Annotated in this window: 17 protein-coding genes; 11 read left to right on the forward strand and 6 right to left on the reverse strand. The window is 72.4% G+C overall.

Translation table 11 applies throughout. From position 1 onward, the window contains the following. Positions 1-179 precede the first annotated feature (179 nt). Positions 180-1421 carry a hypothetical protein gene (locus tag RI578_RS14975; RefSeq protein WP_310871568.1) on the forward strand — a complete coding sequence of 414 codons (1242 nt, stop codon included), beginning with the start codon at positions 180-182 and terminating at the stop codon, positions 1419-1421. A 69-nt stretch (positions 1422-1490) separates the two neighbouring features. Here the strand turns inward: RI578_RS14975 and RI578_RS14980 are convergent, their stop codons facing one another. Then, entirely contained in the window at positions 1491-2189 is a 699-nt protein-coding gene (locus tag RI578_RS14980) for a PH domain-containing protein (protein ID WP_310871569.1), read from the reverse strand. Positions 2190-2302: 113 nt separating this feature from the next. Here RI578_RS14980 and deoC point away from each other — a divergent pair, with 113 nt between their 5' ends. Genes deoC through RI578_RS14995 form a run of 3 tightly spaced genes read left to right on the forward strand, consistent with a single transcriptional unit; the run spans position 2303 to position 5596 of the window. Further along, positions 2303-3268, forward strand: a complete 966-nt coding sequence (gene deoC / locus RI578_RS14985; protein ID WP_310871570.1) for a deoxyribose-phosphate aldolase — start codon at positions 2303-2305, stop codon at positions 3266-3268. Positions 3269-3273: 5 nt separating this feature from the next. Further along, on the forward strand, positions 3274-4710 hold the full coding sequence (locus tag RI578_RS14990; RefSeq protein WP_310871571.1) for an aldehyde dehydrogenase family protein: 1437 nt from the start codon (positions 3274-3276) through the stop codon (positions 4708-4710). Continuing rightward, positions 4703-5596 (forward strand): aldehyde dehydrogenase family protein, encoded by an 894-nt coding sequence (locus tag RI578_RS14995; protein ID WP_310871572.1) that lies wholly within the window; start codon positions 4703-4705, stop codon positions 5594-5596. Before RI578_RS14990 ends, RI578_RS14995 begins: the two co-directional genes overlap by 8 nt. A gap of 103 nt (positions 5597-5699) precedes the next feature. On the opposite strand, the gene RI578_RS15000 is transcribed toward RI578_RS14995, so the two are convergent. After that, a complete protein-coding gene (locus RI578_RS15000) occupies positions 5700-6104 on the reverse strand; it encodes a hypothetical protein (RefSeq protein WP_310871573.1) in 405 nt (134 codons plus the stop codon). A gap of 192 nt (positions 6105-6296) precedes the next feature. On the opposite strand from RI578_RS15000, the gene RI578_RS15005 reads away from it, so the two are divergent. After that, entirely contained in the window at positions 6297-6899 is a 603-nt protein-coding gene (locus tag RI578_RS15005) for a uridine kinase (protein WP_310875769.1), read from the forward strand. A gap of 209 nt (positions 6900-7108) precedes the next feature. Here RI578_RS15005 and RI578_RS15010 read toward each other — a convergent pair whose 3' ends face one another. Next, positions 7109-7888 carry a SigE family RNA polymerase sigma factor gene (locus tag RI578_RS15010; RefSeq protein ID WP_310871574.1) on the reverse strand — a complete coding sequence of 260 codons (780 nt, stop codon included), beginning with the start codon at positions 7886-7888 and terminating at the stop codon, positions 7109-7111. A gap of 210 nt (positions 7889-8098) precedes the next feature. On the opposite strand from RI578_RS15010, the gene afsQ1 reads away from it, so the two are divergent. From afsQ1 to RI578_RS15035, 5 genes are all read left to right on the forward strand, one after another. Next, positions 8099-8776: a two-component system response regulator AfsQ1 gene (afsQ1, locus tag RI578_RS15015; RefSeq protein ID WP_055418182.1), complete on the forward strand. Its 678-nt coding sequence runs from the start codon at positions 8099-8101 to the stop codon at positions 8774-8776. Beyond that, a complete protein-coding gene (locus tag RI578_RS15020; protein WP_310871575.1) occupies positions 8773-10374 on the forward strand; it encodes a HAMP domain-containing sensor histidine kinase in 1602 nt (533 codons plus the stop codon). The genes afsQ1 and RI578_RS15020 overlap by 4 nt, the downstream gene beginning before the upstream one ends. Beyond that, entirely contained in the window at positions 10374-10982 is a 609-nt protein-coding gene (locus RI578_RS15025; RefSeq protein ID WP_310871576.1) for a hypothetical protein, read from the forward strand. The genes RI578_RS15020 and RI578_RS15025 overlap by 1 nt, the downstream gene beginning before the upstream one ends. A 125-nt stretch (positions 10983-11107) precedes the next feature. Further along, complete coding sequence (locus RI578_RS15030; RefSeq protein WP_310871577.1) at positions 11108-11659, forward strand: VanZ family protein; 552 nt, start codon at positions 11108-11110, stop codon at positions 11657-11659. A gap of 95 nt (positions 11660-11754) precedes the next feature. Further along, positions 11755-11958 carry a PspC domain-containing protein gene (locus tag RI578_RS15035; protein WP_310871578.1) on the forward strand — a complete coding sequence of 68 codons (204 nt, stop codon included), beginning with the start codon at positions 11755-11757 and terminating at the stop codon, positions 11956-11958. Positions 11959-12088: 130 nt separating this feature from the next. Here the strand turns inward: RI578_RS15035 and RI578_RS15040 are convergent, their stop codons facing one another. Then, the gene (locus RI578_RS15040; protein ID WP_310871579.1) at positions 12089-12457 is read right to left on the reverse strand and encodes an ATP-binding protein; all 369 of its coding nucleotides are present in this window, start codon (positions 12455-12457) and stop codon (positions 12089-12091) included. Between the two features lie 178 nt (positions 12458-12635). Next, positions 12636-13766 carry an adenosine deaminase gene (locus tag RI578_RS15045; RefSeq protein WP_310871580.1) on the reverse strand — a complete coding sequence of 377 codons (1131 nt, stop codon included), beginning with the start codon at positions 13764-13766 and terminating at the stop codon, positions 12636-12638. A 156-nt stretch (positions 13767-13922) separates the two neighbouring features. On the opposite strand from RI578_RS15045, the gene RI578_RS15050 reads away from it, so the two are divergent. Then, positions 13923-14684 (forward strand): alpha/beta fold hydrolase, encoded by a 762-nt coding sequence (locus RI578_RS15050; RefSeq protein ID WP_310871581.1) that lies wholly within the window; start codon positions 13923-13925, stop codon positions 14682-14684. 84 nt (positions 14685-14768) lie between these two features. On the opposite strand, the gene RI578_RS15055 is transcribed toward RI578_RS15050, so the two are convergent. Continuing rightward, complete coding sequence (locus tag RI578_RS15055; protein WP_310871582.1) at positions 14769-15722, reverse strand: LysR substrate-binding domain-containing protein; 954 nt, start codon at positions 15720-15722, stop codon at positions 14769-14771. Positions 15723-15746 lie beyond the last annotated feature (24 nt).

A 15746-nucleotide genomic window follows, 5' to 3' on the forward strand; every position in this document is an offset into this window, starting at 1 on the left:
CCGAACCCGATGGGGTGCCCCCACCCGGGGGCACCCCATCGGGTGATTTCCCCCCGCCCGTTGACCCGCCGTCCCCTCCCTGAGCCGCCCCCCGGGCAACGGTGGACCGGAAAACGCACCGCCGGTACACGCACACGCCGCCGGTACGCGCACCGCCGAGCCACCAGGGAGCCGCCGCCGTGTCCTCGACCGCCCCCAAGACCACCCCGAGCGGACACATCCCCGGCACCCGGCGCCCGCGGCCCCCCGCGACCGCCACTCCACCCCCGCGGAGCAACGCCCGCGCCCACGCCCAGCGCGTCCTGCGCGCCGCACACCGCGCCGCACGCCACGCCGCCCCCGCCCTCGGCGCCTACCTCGCCGTACGCCTCACGGGCCTGCTCGTGCTCGTGATCTGGGCCCCCCGCCGGCACCAGGACCTCTGGGTGAACCTCGCCGCGCAGTGGGACTCCGACTGGTACCTCGCGATCGCCGACCACGGCTACGACGACGAACTGGGCACCGCCCACAACTCCAACAACCTGGCGTTCTTCCCGCTCTACCCGGTCCTGGTGAAGGCGGTGGCGGTACTCACCCCCGGCACGCGCGCGTCCACGGGCCTCGGCCTCGCGGTCGTCGCCTCGCTCATCGCGGCGTGGGGCATCTTCGCGGTGGGCGACCACCTGCACGGCCGCCGCGCCGGCGTGCTCCTCACCACGCTGTGGGCGGCGTTCCCGGTCGGCGCGGTGCAGTGGATGGGCTACACGGAGTCGCTGTTCACGGCGTGCGCGGCATGGTCGCTGTACGCGGTGCTCACGGGTCGCTGGCTGTGTGCGGCGGCCTTCGCCACGCTCGCCGGCCTGACCCGCCCGACCGGCATCGCGGTGGCGGCGGCGGTCACCCTGACGGCGCTACTGCACCTCGTCCGCCACCGCGCCGTCGTCCCCCGCGTCCTGGCGGCCGCGCTCCTCGCGCCGCTCGGCTGGTGCGCGTACCTCGGCTGGGTGGGTCTGCGCCTGGGCCGCTGGGACGGCTACTTCGCCGTACAGCGGCTCTGGTACAACGAGCTGGACGGCGGCCTGCGGACGCTGCACCAGATCCGGTGGCTGCTGTGGCGCGACCCGACCCCACAGCTGTTCCTGGTGATGGTGACGCTCACGCTGATCGCGTCGGTGGTCCTCTTCGGCCTGTCGGTGTGGGACCGCCAGCCCGTCGCTCTGCTGGTCTTCACGGGCGTCATGCTGGCGATCGTCCTGGGCAGTGGCGGCGTGTACTTCTCCCGGGCCCGTTTCCTGCTCCCGGCCTTCCCCCTGCTCCTGCCGCTGGCCCTGCACCTGTCCCGCGCCTCCCGGCGCCACCGCGCACTGGTGCTGACGGCGGCGGTACTGGGCTCCACGTACTGCGGGGCGTACATGCTCCTGATCTGGCCGGCCGCGCCCTGACACACCCGGCGCCCGACCCGCCACACGGACCGAACCGTCAGTCCCTCAGCCCCTCAGTCCCTCAGCCCCTCAGCCCATCCCCAGCAGCACCGCGAGCAGCACCGCCCCCGCCACCACCGGCGCGACGACCTCGTACGCCCAGCGCACCGTCACCTCGCCCTGCGACGTGTCGGCGGACCCCCGCGCCTCCCGCATCTCGCGCAGCTCGTTCATGACCTTGTCGGTCTCCGCCCGCACCGGCCCGTCCGCCGCGGCGGCCCCGGCCCCACCGGCACCGGCCCGCGCACCGCCCCCGCCGAGGCCCCCGAGCACGCCACCGCGCCCCCGGCCGCCCCCGGAGGCCCGCCGCGCCTCCTGCCGGGCGGCCTTCTTGCGGCCGCGCAGCGAGACGGGGATGGACCACAGCTGGTACTTGTCGCCGGACTCCGTGAAGACCTCGTTGGAGTAACCGGACCGGAACGAGGCGACCTGTCCCCAGGGCAGCACGACCACACGGAAGGGATTGCGCACCCGCAGCCGGTCGTCGTTCGCGAAGACGGCGGGCCGCACGGTGTACGCGGCGATGAGCGGCACCAGGAACAGCAGCGCGGCGAGCGCCATCCAGGGAGTGCGGCCCTCGCCCGCGACCAGGGCGTCGATGCCGAGCCACAGGGCGAGCGCGAGCAGCAGAACGCCGCCGGCGAGGCCCGCGGGCGACCGGTAGATCCGGTCCTTGGACACGGGTACCGACGGCTGCGGCGAGGGTGACTGGGGCTCCGGGGTCGTCATGGTGCCGATTGTGCCCGACGGCCCCGAGGACGCTCATAGGCGGTGCCGGTCCGCAGAATGAGCGCACGGGACTGTACAGCCGCTACGCGCGTAGATATGCTCGCCTGGTGACCATGCCCACCACTGCATCCGCTGCTCCCGCACACGGACTCGCCGACGTCACCGCGTCCGACAGCACGCTGCGCCGCTTCCTCCACGGGCTGCCCGGCGTCGACACGGTCGGCCTGGAGGCGCGCGCCGCCTCGCTCGGCACCCGTTCCATCAAGACCACCGCGAAGGCGTACGCCATCGACCTCGCCATCTCGATGGTCGACCTGACGACGCTGGAAGGCGCGGACACCCCGGGGAAGGTCCGGGCGCTCGGCGCGAAGGCGGTCCGCCCCGACCCGACGGACCGCACGGCCCCCGCCACGGCGGCCGTCTGCGTCTACCCCGACATGGTGCCCGCCGCCAAGGCGGCCGTCGCCGGCTCCGGCGTGAAGGTCGCCTCCGTCGCCACCGCGTTCCCGGCCGGCCGCGCCTCGCTCGCCGTGAAGCTGGCCGACGTGCGCGAGGCCGTGACGGCGGGCGCCGACGAGGTCGACATGGTCATCGACCGCGGCGCGTTCCTCGCGGGGAACTACATGAAGGTGTACGACGAGATCGTCGCCGTACGGGAAGCCTGCGGCACGTCCGCCCGCCTGAAGGTCATCTTCGAGACCGGCGAGCTGTCGACGTACGACAACATCCGCCGCGCGAGCTGGCTCGGCATGCTGGCGGGCGCCGACTTCATCAAGACGTCCACCGGCAAGGTCGCGGTGAACGCCACGCCCGCCAACACCCTCCTCATGCTGGAGGCGGTCCGCGACTTCCGCGCGCAGACCGGCGTCCAGGTCGGCGTGAAGCCGGCCGGCGGCATCCGTACCACCAAGGACGCGATCAAGTTCCTCGTCCTGGTCAACGAGACCGCGGGCGGGGACTGGCTGGACAACCACTGGTTCCGCTTCGGCGCCTCCTCGCTCCTGAACGACCTGCTGATGCAGCGTCAGAAGCTGGCCACGGGCCGTTACAGCGGCCCCGACTACGTGACGGTGGACTGATCACCATGGCACCTGTTTTCGAGTACGCACCGGCGCCGGAGTCCCGCGCGGTCGTCGACATCGCTCCCTCCTACGGCCTGTTCATCGACGGCGAGTTCACCGAGGCCGCCGACGGCAAGGTCTTCAAGACGGTCTCCCCGTCCACCGAGGAGGTCCTCTCCGAGGTCGCCGAGGCGGGCGAGGCGGACGTCAATCGCGCCGTCGCGGCCGCCCGCAAGGCCTTCGAGAAGTGGTCGGCACTCCCGGGCTCCGAGCGCGCGAAGTACCTCTTCCGCATCGCCCGCATCATCCAGGAACGCAGCCGCGAGCTGGCCGTCCTCGAGACCCTCGACAACGGCAAGCCGATCAGGGAGACCCGCGACGCGGACCTCCCCCTGGTCGCCGCGCACTTCTTCTACTACGCGGGCTGGGCCGACAAGCTCGACCACGCCGGCTACGGCGCGAACCCGAGGCCGCTGGGCGTCGCGGGCCAGGTCATCCCCTGGAACTTCCCCCTCCTGATGCTGGCGTGGAAGATCGCCCCGGCGCTCGCGACCGGCAACACGGTCGTCCTCAAGCCCGCCGAGACGACCCCCCTGTCCGCCCTGTTCTTCGCGGACATCTGCCGTCAGGCGGGCCTGCCCAGGGGCGTCGTCAACATCATCACCGGTGACGGCCGCGCCGGAGCCGTGCTGACCGCCCACCCCGACGTGAACAAGGTCGCCTTCACCGGCTCCACGGCCGTCGGCAAGCAGATCGCGCGCACGGTCGCGGGCACCCGCAAGAAGCTGACGCTCGAACTGGGCGGCAAGGGCGCCAACATCGTCTTCGACGACGCGCCGATCGACCAGGCCGTCGAGGGCATCGTCAGCGGCATCTTCTTCAACCAGGGCCAGGTCTGCTGCGCGGGCTCCCGCCTGCTGGTCCAGGAGTCGATCCACGACGAGCTGCTGGACTCCCTCAAGCGCAGGCTCTCCACCCTCCGCCTGGGCGACCCGCTGGACAAGAACACCGACATCGGCGCGATCAACTCCGCCGAGCAGCTGGCCCGGATCACCGCGCTGGCCGACCAGGGCGAGGCGGAGGGCGCCGAGCGCTGGTCCCCGGCCTGCGAACTGCCGTCGTCCGGTTACTGGTTCGCCCCGACGCTCTTCACGAACGTCACCCAGGCGCACACGGTGGCCCGCGACGAGATCTTCGGCCCGGTGCTCTCGGTGCTGACCTTCCGTACGCCGGACGAGGCGGTCGCCAAGGCCAACAACACGCCGTACGGCCTCTCCGCCGGCATCTGGACGGAGAAGGGCTCGCGCATCCTGGCGGTCGCGAACAAGCTCCGCGCGGGTGTGATCTGGTCCAACACGTTCAACAAGTTCGACCCGACGTCGCCGTTCGGCGGCTACAAGGAGTCGGGCTTCGGCCGCGAGGGCGGCCGCCACGGCCTGGAGGCGTACCTCGATGTCTGAGCGACTCAATGTGCTGAAGACCTACAAGCTGTACGTCGGCGGGAAGTTCCCGCGTTCCGAGAGCGGCCGGGTGTACGAGGTGACCGACGCAAAGGGCAAGTGGCTGGCGAACGCCCCGCTCTCCTCCCGCAAGGACGCCCGTGACGCGGTGGTCGCCGCGCGCAAGGCGTTCGGCGGCTGGTCCGGCGCGACGGCGTACAACCGCGGCCAGATCCTCTACCGGATCGCCGAGATGCTGGAGGGCCGCCGCGACCAGTACGTCGCGGAGGTCGCCGACGCCGAGGGCCTGTCGAAGTCGAAGGCGGCGGCGCAGGTCGACGCCGCGATCGACCGCTGGGTCTGGTACGCGGGCTGGACCGACAAGATCGCCCAGGTGGTCGGCGGCGGCAACCCGGTCGCGGGCCCCTTCTTCAACCTGTCCTCCCCGGAGCCGACCGGCGTCGTCGCCGTCCTGGCCCCGCAGGAGTCGTCGCTCCTCGGCCTGGTCTCGGTCGTCGCCCCGGTCATCGCGACCGGTAACACGGCGGTCGTGGTGGCGTCGGAGAGGTCGCCCCTCCCCGCCCTCTCCCTGGGCGAGGTCCTGGCCACCTCCGACCTCCCCGGCGGCGTGGTGAACATCCTCACCGGCCGTACGGCCGAGATCGCCACCCCCCTCGCCTCCCACCAGGACGTCAACGCGATCGACCTCACGGGCGCCGACGCGGCGCTGGCGAAGGAGCTGGAGATCGCGGCGGCCGACAACCTCAAGCGCGTCCTGCGTCCACAGCCTGTGGACGACGCCGACTGGTCGGCGGCGCCGGGCATCGACCGCATGACGGCGTTCCTGGAGACGAAGACGGTCTGGCACCCGACGGGCGCGCTGGGCGCTTCCGGCTCGTCGTACTGAGCCGCCACCGGGTCCGGGCACACCCGCGCCGCACCCACGGGACGAGCCGCGCCTTCCCTCCGTCCGGGGAAGGCGCGGCTCTCGGCATGCGGTCGCCGGACCGTCAGCGCACCAGCCCGGTCACCTGCCCCACCACCGGCACGGCACCCAGGGACTGCGCCTGGGCCACCGGCCCGGTCAGGGCGGTGGACGCCAGCGGCTGGAAGTCGGCGACCTTCGTGCCGACGCCGTTGTCCAGCGGGTCGACGCCGGTGCCGGCCAGCGGGTTGGGCTTGAGGTCGGCGACCGGGCCGGTGACGTAGCCGACCATGCCGGTCACGGCCTGCAGGCCGGCCTGCGGGTCGATGTTGCCCATCGAGGTGGGCCGAGTGTGCGCCAGGCCGGCGATCGTCTCGCCGCCGTCCGCGGAGGCCGTCCCCGCTCCTGCCGCCAGGGCGGCTCCGGTGGTCGCGAGGGCGACCAGGACGCGCTGTGCGTGCGGGGTGCGGGGGGACGCGTGTCGGGCCATCGCTGCTGCCACCTCTTGGTGTGGGTTGCTACGGACTACCGTGCTAACAGTACGGACCGTGATCAGGTCACCGCGTACGGTGACCCAGCTGTGACGCGTGCGGCAAAGTCCTTCCGCCGGGTCGTACGGCGGCCGTTCGATGCCTCAGACTGGTGTCCCGTGAGCTCCCATCCGCCCATACCGACGCGAGTCGTGCTGCTCTGCGGCCCTTCCGGCTCCGGCAAGTCCCTCCTCGCCGCCCGCTCCGGTCTTCCGGTGCTGCGGCTCGACGACTTCTACAAGGAGGGCACCGACCCGACGCTGCCGCTGGTGCCCCAGAGCTCCGACATCGACTGGGACCACCCCGGATCGTGGGACGCGGACACGGCCGTCGCCGCCATCACGGAACTGTGCCGCACCGGCCGTACGCGTGTGCCCCTCTACGACCTCGCGCTCAGCGCCCGGACCGGCGAGGAGACGATCGACATCGGGCGCACCCCGCTGTTCCTCGCGGAGGGCATCTTCGCCGCCGAGATCGTGGCTCGCTGCCGGGAGTTGGGTGTGCTCGCCGACGCGCTGTGCCTGAGCCGGGGCCCGCTGACGACCTTCCGCCGCCGCTTCCTGCGGGACCTGCGGGAGGGCCGCAAGTCCGTGCCGTTCCTCGTGCGCCGCGGCTGGCGGCTGATGCGGCAGGAGCGGTCGGTCATCGCCCGCCAGACGGCCCTGGGCGCCCACGCCTGCGACCGGGACGAGGCGATGGGCCGCCTGGCCGCCGCCGCGGCGGGCCGGTGCGCCACGGCGCGTACGGCCGTGTGACGCGCGCCCGCACACAGAGAAGCGGGACTGGACGGACCCCCCGGCCCTCCAGTCCCGCTCTCCTTGTGCTTCCCCCGTGTCCCCCGTGCTTCCCCCGTGTCCCCCCGTTGTTCCCCCGTGGTGCTTCCCCGTGAGTAAGAGCCCGGCACCCTCCCCCTGATACACCCCGGCTCCTACTTTTTTTCGCGGGCCCCCCGGCCCGCCGTCCTTCAGGCGACCAACTCGCCGAAGGCGTCCTCCCGGTCACGGCCGAAGCTGAGGACCTCGTCCTCGCGCAGCCGGCGGAGCGACCGCCAGATGCTGGACTTCACCGTGCCGACACTGATGTCGAGGATGTCCGCGATCTCCGGGTCCGTGCGGCCCTCGTAGTAGCGCAGGACCAGCATGGTGCGCTGGAGTTCGGGCAGCCGGGCCAGCGCCTGCCACAGGACCGTGCGCAGTTCGGTGCCGCGCATCGCGTCCGTGTCGCCGGCCGTCTCCGGCAGTTCCTCGGTCGGGTACTCGTTGAGCTTGCGGCGCCGCCAGGCGCTGATGTGCAGGTTGGTCATGGTGCGGCGGAGGTATCCGCCGACCGCCGCCTTGTCACTGATCCGCTCCCACGCCCGGTACGTCGAGAACAGCGCGCTCTGCAGCAGGTCCTCGGCCTCGAAGCGGTCGCCGGTGAGGTGGTAGGCGGTGGCGTACAGGGAGGCGCGGCGCTCCCGGACGTAGGCGGTGAACTCCGCCTCCGACAGCGAGCGACGCTCCCCCTCTGCCTCCCCGTACGCGGTTCCCCCGTGCGTCTCCCCCTGGTGGGCGTCGACCACCGCCATGTAAGCGGTGTGCTGACGCCCGGTGCCGCGAGCGCACCCCCGCCCTCCCCCACGCTCGAATCCGCTCGCGCGGGAGGGACCCCCATCGGCACCGGACTTCTCGGAACCCCGGTGTGTGTGCACGTCGTGCAGACGCGTGACCACTGCGCTGGTGCTGGTGCCCTTCAGCGTGTTCATCTCGCGCCCCCCGTCGTGGACTTCCGGTGTTGCCTGTGACGAAAAGCTTGCCGCGGCGACTTCATGGCCGTGTCCGCCGACTGTCACAGAGCTGTCACAGGGGTCCGTCACGGTCGCACCACCGTTCCTTCACAGGGTCCGGCGGCGTGGCGGGGCCCCATCCGGACCCACAGGTCGAACCGCACCCCCTCCATGGGCCAGAATGAGCCCGTGCCTTCCCTGTTGCTGATCGAGGACGACGACGCCATCCGTACGGCCCTGGAGCTCTCCCTGACCCGCCAGGGCCACCGGGTGGCCACCGCTGCCAGCGGTGAGGACGGTCTGAAGCTGTTGCGCGAGCAGCGGCCGGACCTGATCGTGCTGGACGTGATGCTGCCCGGCATCGACGGTTTCGAGGTGTGCCGTCGCATCCGGCGCACCGACCAGCTGCCGATCATCCTGCTGACCGCGCGCAACGACGACATCGACGTGGTCGTCGGTCTCGAGTCGGGCGCCGACGACTATGTCGTCAAACCCGTCCAGGGCCGGGTGCTGGATGCCCGTATCCGGGCCGTGCTGCGGCGCGGGGAGCGGGAGTCGACCGACTCGGCGAGCTTCGGCGGCCTGGTCATCGACCGGTCGGCGATGACCGTGACGAAGAACGGCGAGGATCTCCAGCTCACGCCGACCGAGCTGCGGCTGCTGCTCGAACTGAGCCGGCGGCCGGGGCAGGCGCTGTCCCGGCAGCAGTTGCTGCGGCTGGTGTGGGAGCACGACTACCTCGGTGACTCCCGGCTGGTGGACGCCTGCGTGCAGCGGCTGCGCGCCAAGGTCGAGGACGTGCCGTCGTCCCCGACCCTGATCCGTACCGTGCGGGGTGTCGGCTACCGGCTGGATCCGCCTCAGTGACACAGGAACACCAGGGGGGTTCACGCGGCTGGGTCGCGGCTCGCAAGGGAGTCTGGTCCTGGCTGCGCTTCACCAGCCTGCGCCTGCGGCTGGTCCTCGTCTTCGGTCTCGTCGCGCTCACCGCCGCCGTGTCCGCGTCCGGCATCGCCTACTGGCTGAACCGGGAGGCGGTACTCACCCGCGCCCAGGACGCGGTGCTGCGCGACTTCGAGCGGGAGATGCAGAACCGGGCGGGCGCGCTGCCCGAGCGCCCCACCCAGGACGAGTTGCAGCACACCGCGGGACAGATGGCCAACAGCAGCCAGCGGTTCAGCGTGCTGCTGGTCGCCGAGAACGCCGCCGGCGAGACCGTGTACGGCGGTTCCGGCGGCCTGGGCGGCTTCGCGCTCTCCGACGTGCCCGAGTCGCTGCGCACGGCGGTGAACAAGGAGCAGAAGGTCACCCCGGCCAACAAGCACGCGTACCACCTGTACTGGCAGCGGATCACCGACGACGACACCCCCTACCTGGTGGCCGGGACGAAGGTGATCGGCGGCGGGGCCACCGGCTACATGCTCAAGTCGCTGGAACCGGAGGCCAAGGACCTGAACTCGCTCGCCTGGTCGCTGGGGATCGCCACCGCGCTCGCCCTGCTCGGCTCCGCGCTGCTCGCGCAGGCGCTGGCGACGACCGTGCTGAAGCCGGTGCACCGGCTCGGGGTCGCGGCGCGGCGCCTCGGCGAGGGCAGGCTGGACACCCGGCTGCGGGTGTCCGGCACCGACGAACTGGCGGATCTGTCCCGGACGTTCAACAGCGCCGCCGAGGCGCTGGAGAAGCGGGTCGCGGACATGGCGGGCCGGGAGCAGGCCTCGCGGCGGTTCGTGGCGGACATGAGCCATGAGCTGCGCACGCCGTTGACGGCGATCACCGCCGTCACGGAGGTGCTGGAGGAGGAGCTGGAGTTCGAGGGCGGCGGCTTCGACCCGATGATCGAGCCCGCCGTGCGGCTGGTGGTCAGCGAGACGCGGCGGCTGAACGACCTGGTGGAGAACCTGATGGAGGTCACCCGCTTCGACGCGGGCACCGCCCGGCTGGTCCTGGACGACGTCGACGTCGCCGACCAGATCACCGCCTGCATCGACGCCCGCGCCTGGCTGGACGCCGTCGACCTGGACGCCGAGCGCGGCATCCACGCCCGTCTCGACCCGCGCCGCCTGGACGTGATCCTGGCCAACCTGATCGGCAACGCGCTCAAGCACGGCGGGTCGCCGGTGCGGGTGTCGGTGGCGCGGGCGGACGACGAGGTGGTCATCCGGGTGCGGGACCACGGGCCCGGCATCCCCGAGGACGTCCTGCCGCACGTCTTCGACCGCTTCTACAAGGCGAGCGCCTCCCGGCCGCGCTCCGAGGGCAGTGGGCTCGGCCTGTCCATCGCCCTGGAGAACGCGCACATCCACGGCGGTGGGATCACCGCCGAGAACTCCCCCGAGGGCGGTGCGGTGTTCACGCTGCGGCTGCCGCAGGACCCGCCGGCGGACGAGGACGCCGAGGACGCCGAAGACGCCGGGGGAACCTCGGGTGACGGGAGCACGGGCAAGGACGCGAAGGGACAGGTCTGATGACCGTACGCCGCCTGTCGGCACTGCCCGGGCTGGCCGTGCTGGCCGCGCTGCTCGCCGGGTGCGGCATCCGGGCCACGGAGGTGCCCACGGACTACGGTCCCGCTCCCTCGCGGGTGCGCTGCTCGCTCGCCGAGCCGGACGTGTCGACGCAGGCCGCGCCCGGTGTGCCGGTGCAGGTCTTCCTGCTGTGCGGGTCGTCACTGGTGGCCGTGGACCGGACGGTGCGGGTGCCGGACGGCGTGGACTCCGGGCGGCGGGTACTGGTGGCACAGGGGCTGCTGAACGAGCTGGCGGCGCCGCCGTCGGCCGCGGAGAAGGAGGCCGGGTACACCACGGACGTACGCCGCGGCGTCACCGTGACCGGCCCGCGCCCCGGCGACCCGGAGGACACGCTGCGGCTCGACGTCGCCCCCGACGACCTCACGTCGTACGCCCTCGCCCAGGTCGTCTGCACCCTCTCCGACTCGGCCGCGGGCGAGGGCGACGGCTCCGTCGTCCTGGCCGGGCCCGGCGACCGGTCCGCACGCCGCCACGTCTGCACGGACGAGGTCCGCGCCCGGCCGGGCAGCAACGAACCGCCGGCGGGCGAGGTCACGGACGGCTGACGGCCCCGGCGACCGGCAGGGGCGGGGCGGGCGCGCAGGCAGCGCCGTGGGCCGTGTGGCGCAAGCCTCACCCTTGCGGAGGAGGGGCCGGAACCGAGTGCGGCGGCGGCCGCGTCTAGGGATGCGTGCAGCGTCATGGGTTCCTCGGCGGCAGCGCCGCGCTCCGCATCCGTGTGACAGGAGGTGTCCTCCTGGTCGCACATCTCGCGTTCGTCGCCTGGTACACGCTGCGGCCACTGGACGTCCCCTGGGTGCTGCCGCCCAACCTGCGGCCGCTCGACGGGGTCCGCGCCGACCTGGCGCTCGGCTGGCCCGCGGCGGCCCGGGCCATCGGCGGGTCGCTCGCCCTGCTGGCGCCGCTGGGCGTGCTGCTGCCGATGGCGGGCGGCCGGCTGACCGTCTCGCCACTGGCCTCCCTGTTGCGCACCATGGCGGCGGCGGCCCTGCTGTCGCTGGGCATCGAACTGCTCCAGACCGGGGTGCCCGGTCAGGTCGTCGACGTCGACTCGCTGCTCCTGAACACGGCGGGCGTGGCCCTGGCACACCTCGCCCTCGTCCCCGCGGGCCGGGCCCGGCTCCGTCGCAGGTCCGAGCAGGGGTACCGGGAGGACGTCCCCCGGGATGAGCCCACTCAGGGTCGGACCCCGACGATTCCCAGGGTCGGTATCGCCCCGTAGAGCGACGCTTTGTTCCGTTCGTCTCCGTAGCGTGGAAGGCAGATGAAGGGGAAGCCGAACGGCAGCCCCCACCACACGCTCACGAAGGAGCCGCGATGTCCCGCCTCGCCCGCCCCACCAACGGCCGCATGATCGGCGGAGTGTGCGCCGCGCTGGCCCGGCGCTTCGGCACCTCCACCACCACGATGCGGGTGATCTTCGTGGTCTCCTGCCTGCTGCCCGGCCCGCAGTTCCTGCTCTACCTCGCCCTGTGGCTCCTGCTGCCGTCCGAGGAGAAGGCCGCCCGTACGGCCTGGTGACGGGCCCGTACGGGCCGTGACGGCGGCCGCCGAACGTACCTCCCCTCTGGTACACCGATGGGGCGCACCCGGGACACCGGGTGCGCCCCGTCGGCGCGTGGGGAGAGGCGGGGAGGCGGAGGGGCGGGGCTCAGCCGCCGATCGGGAGGCCGTTGACCGGCAGGCCCTGGGTGGGCAGGCCCTTGGCGGGCAGTCCGCCGAGCAGACCGGCGACCGGCTTGGTCGGGCCCTCGGAGAGCTGCTGTTCGACTACCTGCTCGACCACCGGCTGGGCAGCGGTCAGACCCACGCCGGAGACGTGGCGGCCCTGCTCCAGAATGTTGCCCGCGCCGGGCACCACCTGGGAGACGGTCTCCGCGGGGAGCGTGCGGGCGACCGAGTCCACCGTCTGGGCGGTGTCCGGCAGCTCCGGGGCCGCGGTGGCCGCGCCCGCGCCGGCGGCGGCGAAGGCGGCACCGAGGGCGGCGACACCGAGGGTCTTGGCAGCAGACTGCTTCATGAAATGCGTCCTCGAAATGGGATGACGGGGATGTGAGCGGTCCTTGAACGTAAACACGCGACCCCTCTTCCGGCAAACATCGAAATGCGGACGGATTGTGAAAGCCCGTCCGCATTTCCGTATTACCGTCGACTCCCGCTCAGCCCTCGGCCTGCGAAGAACCGCTGGTGGAAGCCGTCTACTGGAACAGCCATTCGGATTTCAGCTCCGCATATCCGGGCTTGATCACGTCATTGATCATGGCCAGTCGTTCATCGAAAGGAATGAACGCTGATTTCATCGCATTGACGGAGAACCACTGCATGTCGTCGAGCGTGTAACCGAACGCGTCGACAAGGTGCTCGAATTCCCGGCTCATGCCGGTGTGCGACATCAGCCGGTTGTCCGTGTTGACGGTGGCACGGAAGTGCAGTCGGCGCAGCAGCCCGATCGGGTGCTCGGCGTACGAGTCCGCCGCGCCGGTCTGGAGGTTGGAGCTGGGGCACAGCTCCAGCGGGATGCGCTTGTCCCGGACGTACGAGGCGAGCCGCCCGAGCTTGACCGTGCCGTCCTCGTGGACCTGGATGTCGTCGATGATGCGCACACTGTGCCCGAGCCGGTCGGCGCCGCACCACTGCAGGGCCTGCCAGATGGACGGCAGCCCGAAGGCCTCGCCGGCGTGGATCGTGAAGTGGTTGTTCTCCCGCTTGAGGTACTCGAAGGCGTCCAGGTGCCGGGTGGGCGGGTACCCGGCCTCGGCGCCCGCGATGTCGAAGCCGACGACGCCGAGGTCGCGGTAGCGGTTGGCCAGCTCGGCGATCTCCAGGGCGCGGGCGGCGTGCCGCATGGCGGTGAGCAGGGCGCCGACGCGGATGCGGTGGCCGCCCGCCCGCGCGCGCCGCTCGCCCTCCCGGAAGCCCTCGTTGACGGCCTCGACGACCTCTTCGAGGCTGAGCCCGCCCTCCAGGTGCTGCTCGGGGGCGTACCGCACCTCGGCGTAGACGACGCCGTCCTCGGCGAGGTCCTCGGCGCACTCGGCGGCGACCCGGACCAGGGCGTCGCGGGTCTGCATGACGCCGACGGTGTGCGAGAAGGTCTCCAGGTACCGCTCCAGCGACCCGGAGTCGGCGGCCTGGTGGAACCAGGCGCCGAGCCGGTCGGGGTCGGTCTCGGGGAGTGCCGAGTAGCCGGTCGCGCGGGCGAGTTCGACGACCGTGCCGGGGCGCAGCCCGCCGTCGAGATGGTCGTGCAGCAGAACCTTCGGCGCCCGGCGGATCCGGTCCGGCGTCGGAGTCTTCGCGGTGGTCTTCGCGGTGCTCTGGCTCGTCATTTCCGCACTCTAACTCCTACGCGCGTAGAACGTGGGGTGAACGCACGGACACGGAACGCGGACCGGATACGGGGCCGCGGTGTACGTACTCGTCGATATGTAACGGTGACTGCGATGACGGGTGGCGTACACCCGGTCTTCTGAGAATGTTCTGCCATGGCACAGCAAGCGACGCCGGTCCGCCAGGCCCGGCTGGGGCGAACGCTCGGTCCGGAGGGGACGGCGGTGAGCGGAGTGGTGCTGCTGCTCCCCGGCGGCGACGAGGTGTCCAGCCGCAAGCCGTCTCCGTTGCTGGCGGCCGCGTCCGTACGCGCGTTGGGGCGTCGGCTCGCGCGCGCGGGACGGGACGAGGGCCTGGCCGCACACGTCGTGCACTACCGCTACCGGGGGTGGAACGGCGCCGAGGCCCATCTCGCCCGGGACGCCGACTGGGCCGCCGACGAGGCCGTACGGCTCTACGGCGACGTACCCGTCTGCCTGGTCGGCATCGACATGGGCGGGCGGGCCGCGCTGCGCGCCGCCGGACACGAGGCCGTCAACTCGGCGCTGGCGATCGCCCCTTGGCTGCCCGACGAGGACGTGGCCGCCCCACCCGAACCGGTGAAGCAGCTCGCCGGGCGCCGGGTCCTGATCGTGCACGGCACGAACGACGAGCGCAGCGACCCCGAGCTGTCGTTCCGGCTGGCCTCCCGGGCGAAGAAGGCGAACCGTGCGGTGTGCCGGTTCGAAGTGCACTCCGACGGCCACGGCTTGCGGCACTACCGGGACGAAGTCGTCGCGCTCACCGAGGACTTCGTGATGGGCGTGCTGTTCGGGCACTCGTTCTCGCGGCCGGTGGAGGACGCGCTGGCCGCTCCCCCGCCGCTGGGGCTGCGGATGCCGTTGGCGGTGGGGTTCGGGAAGTCGCTGCGGCGGTAGGCGCAGGCGGCGGTCGGGCTCCGTGCCGGCGGGGGGAGTCCGGGGCCGGGCGGGCCGGGTCAGGACGGAAGCGGGCGGGCCGGGTCAGGACGGAAGCAGGTGGCCCCGCCTCGACAGCAGGAACTTCTTGAACGCGGCCACCGGGGGCGTGTCCGTACGCCCCGCCAGCCAGGCCACGCCGATCTCGCGGGCCGCGCGCGGGGCCGTCACCGTCAGTTCGACCACGCCGGGGCGGGGCACGGCGGGCGGCGGCAGCAGGGCGACCCCGAGGCCCGCCGCGACCAGGCCGCGCAGCGTCTCCGCCTCCTCCCCCTCGAAGGCCACCCTGGGCCGGAAACCGGCCTCCTTGCACAGGTCGTCGGTGATGCGGCGCAGGCCGTAGCCGGGCTCCAGGGTCACGAAGGCCTCGTCGGCGGCCTCGGCGAGGCGGATGCGCCTGCGGCCGGCCAGGGAGTGGTCGGCCGGGACCACCAGGCGCAGCTTCTGCTCGTCGAGGCGGCGGGCGACGAGGCCGGGGGCGTCCGGGACCGGGGAGGTCAGGCAGAGGTCCAGCTCGCCCGCGCGCAGGCGCTCCAGCATGGCCTCGCCGTAGTTCTGGACGAGGCTGAAGCGGACGCGGGGGTGGTCGGCGCGGAAGGCGTGCAGCAGGCCCGGGACGGTCTCGGCGCCCATGGTGTGCAGGAAGCCGAAGGCGACCTTGCCGGTGGCCGGGTCGGCGTCCGCGCGGACCTCGTCGGCGGCGCGCTCGACCTCGGCGAGGGCGCGTTCGACGGAGCCGAGGAAGGTGCGTCCGGCGACGGTCAGCGCGAGGGTGCGGCCGCGGCGCACGAACAGGTCGACGCCGAGGTCCGCTTCGAGGCGGACCAGGGCGCGGGAGAGGGTCGACTGGGGGACGTTCATCTCCTGGGCGGCCCGGGTGACGTGCTCGGTGCGGGCGACGCCGGCGAAGTGCGCGAGGCGGGGCGCGAGCAGCGCGACGATGTCTTCTGTGTCACCGGAAGGTGACAGGCGGGCCTGTGAGCTTTGCTGATGCACCATGGGAACGATTATGGCCATTCCATG

The organism is Streptomyces sp. BB1-1-1 (genome assembly GCF_031597775.1).
GTDB classification, from domain to species: Bacteria; Actinomycetota; Actinomycetes; order Streptomycetales; family Streptomycetaceae; genus Streptomyces; species Streptomyces thinghirensis.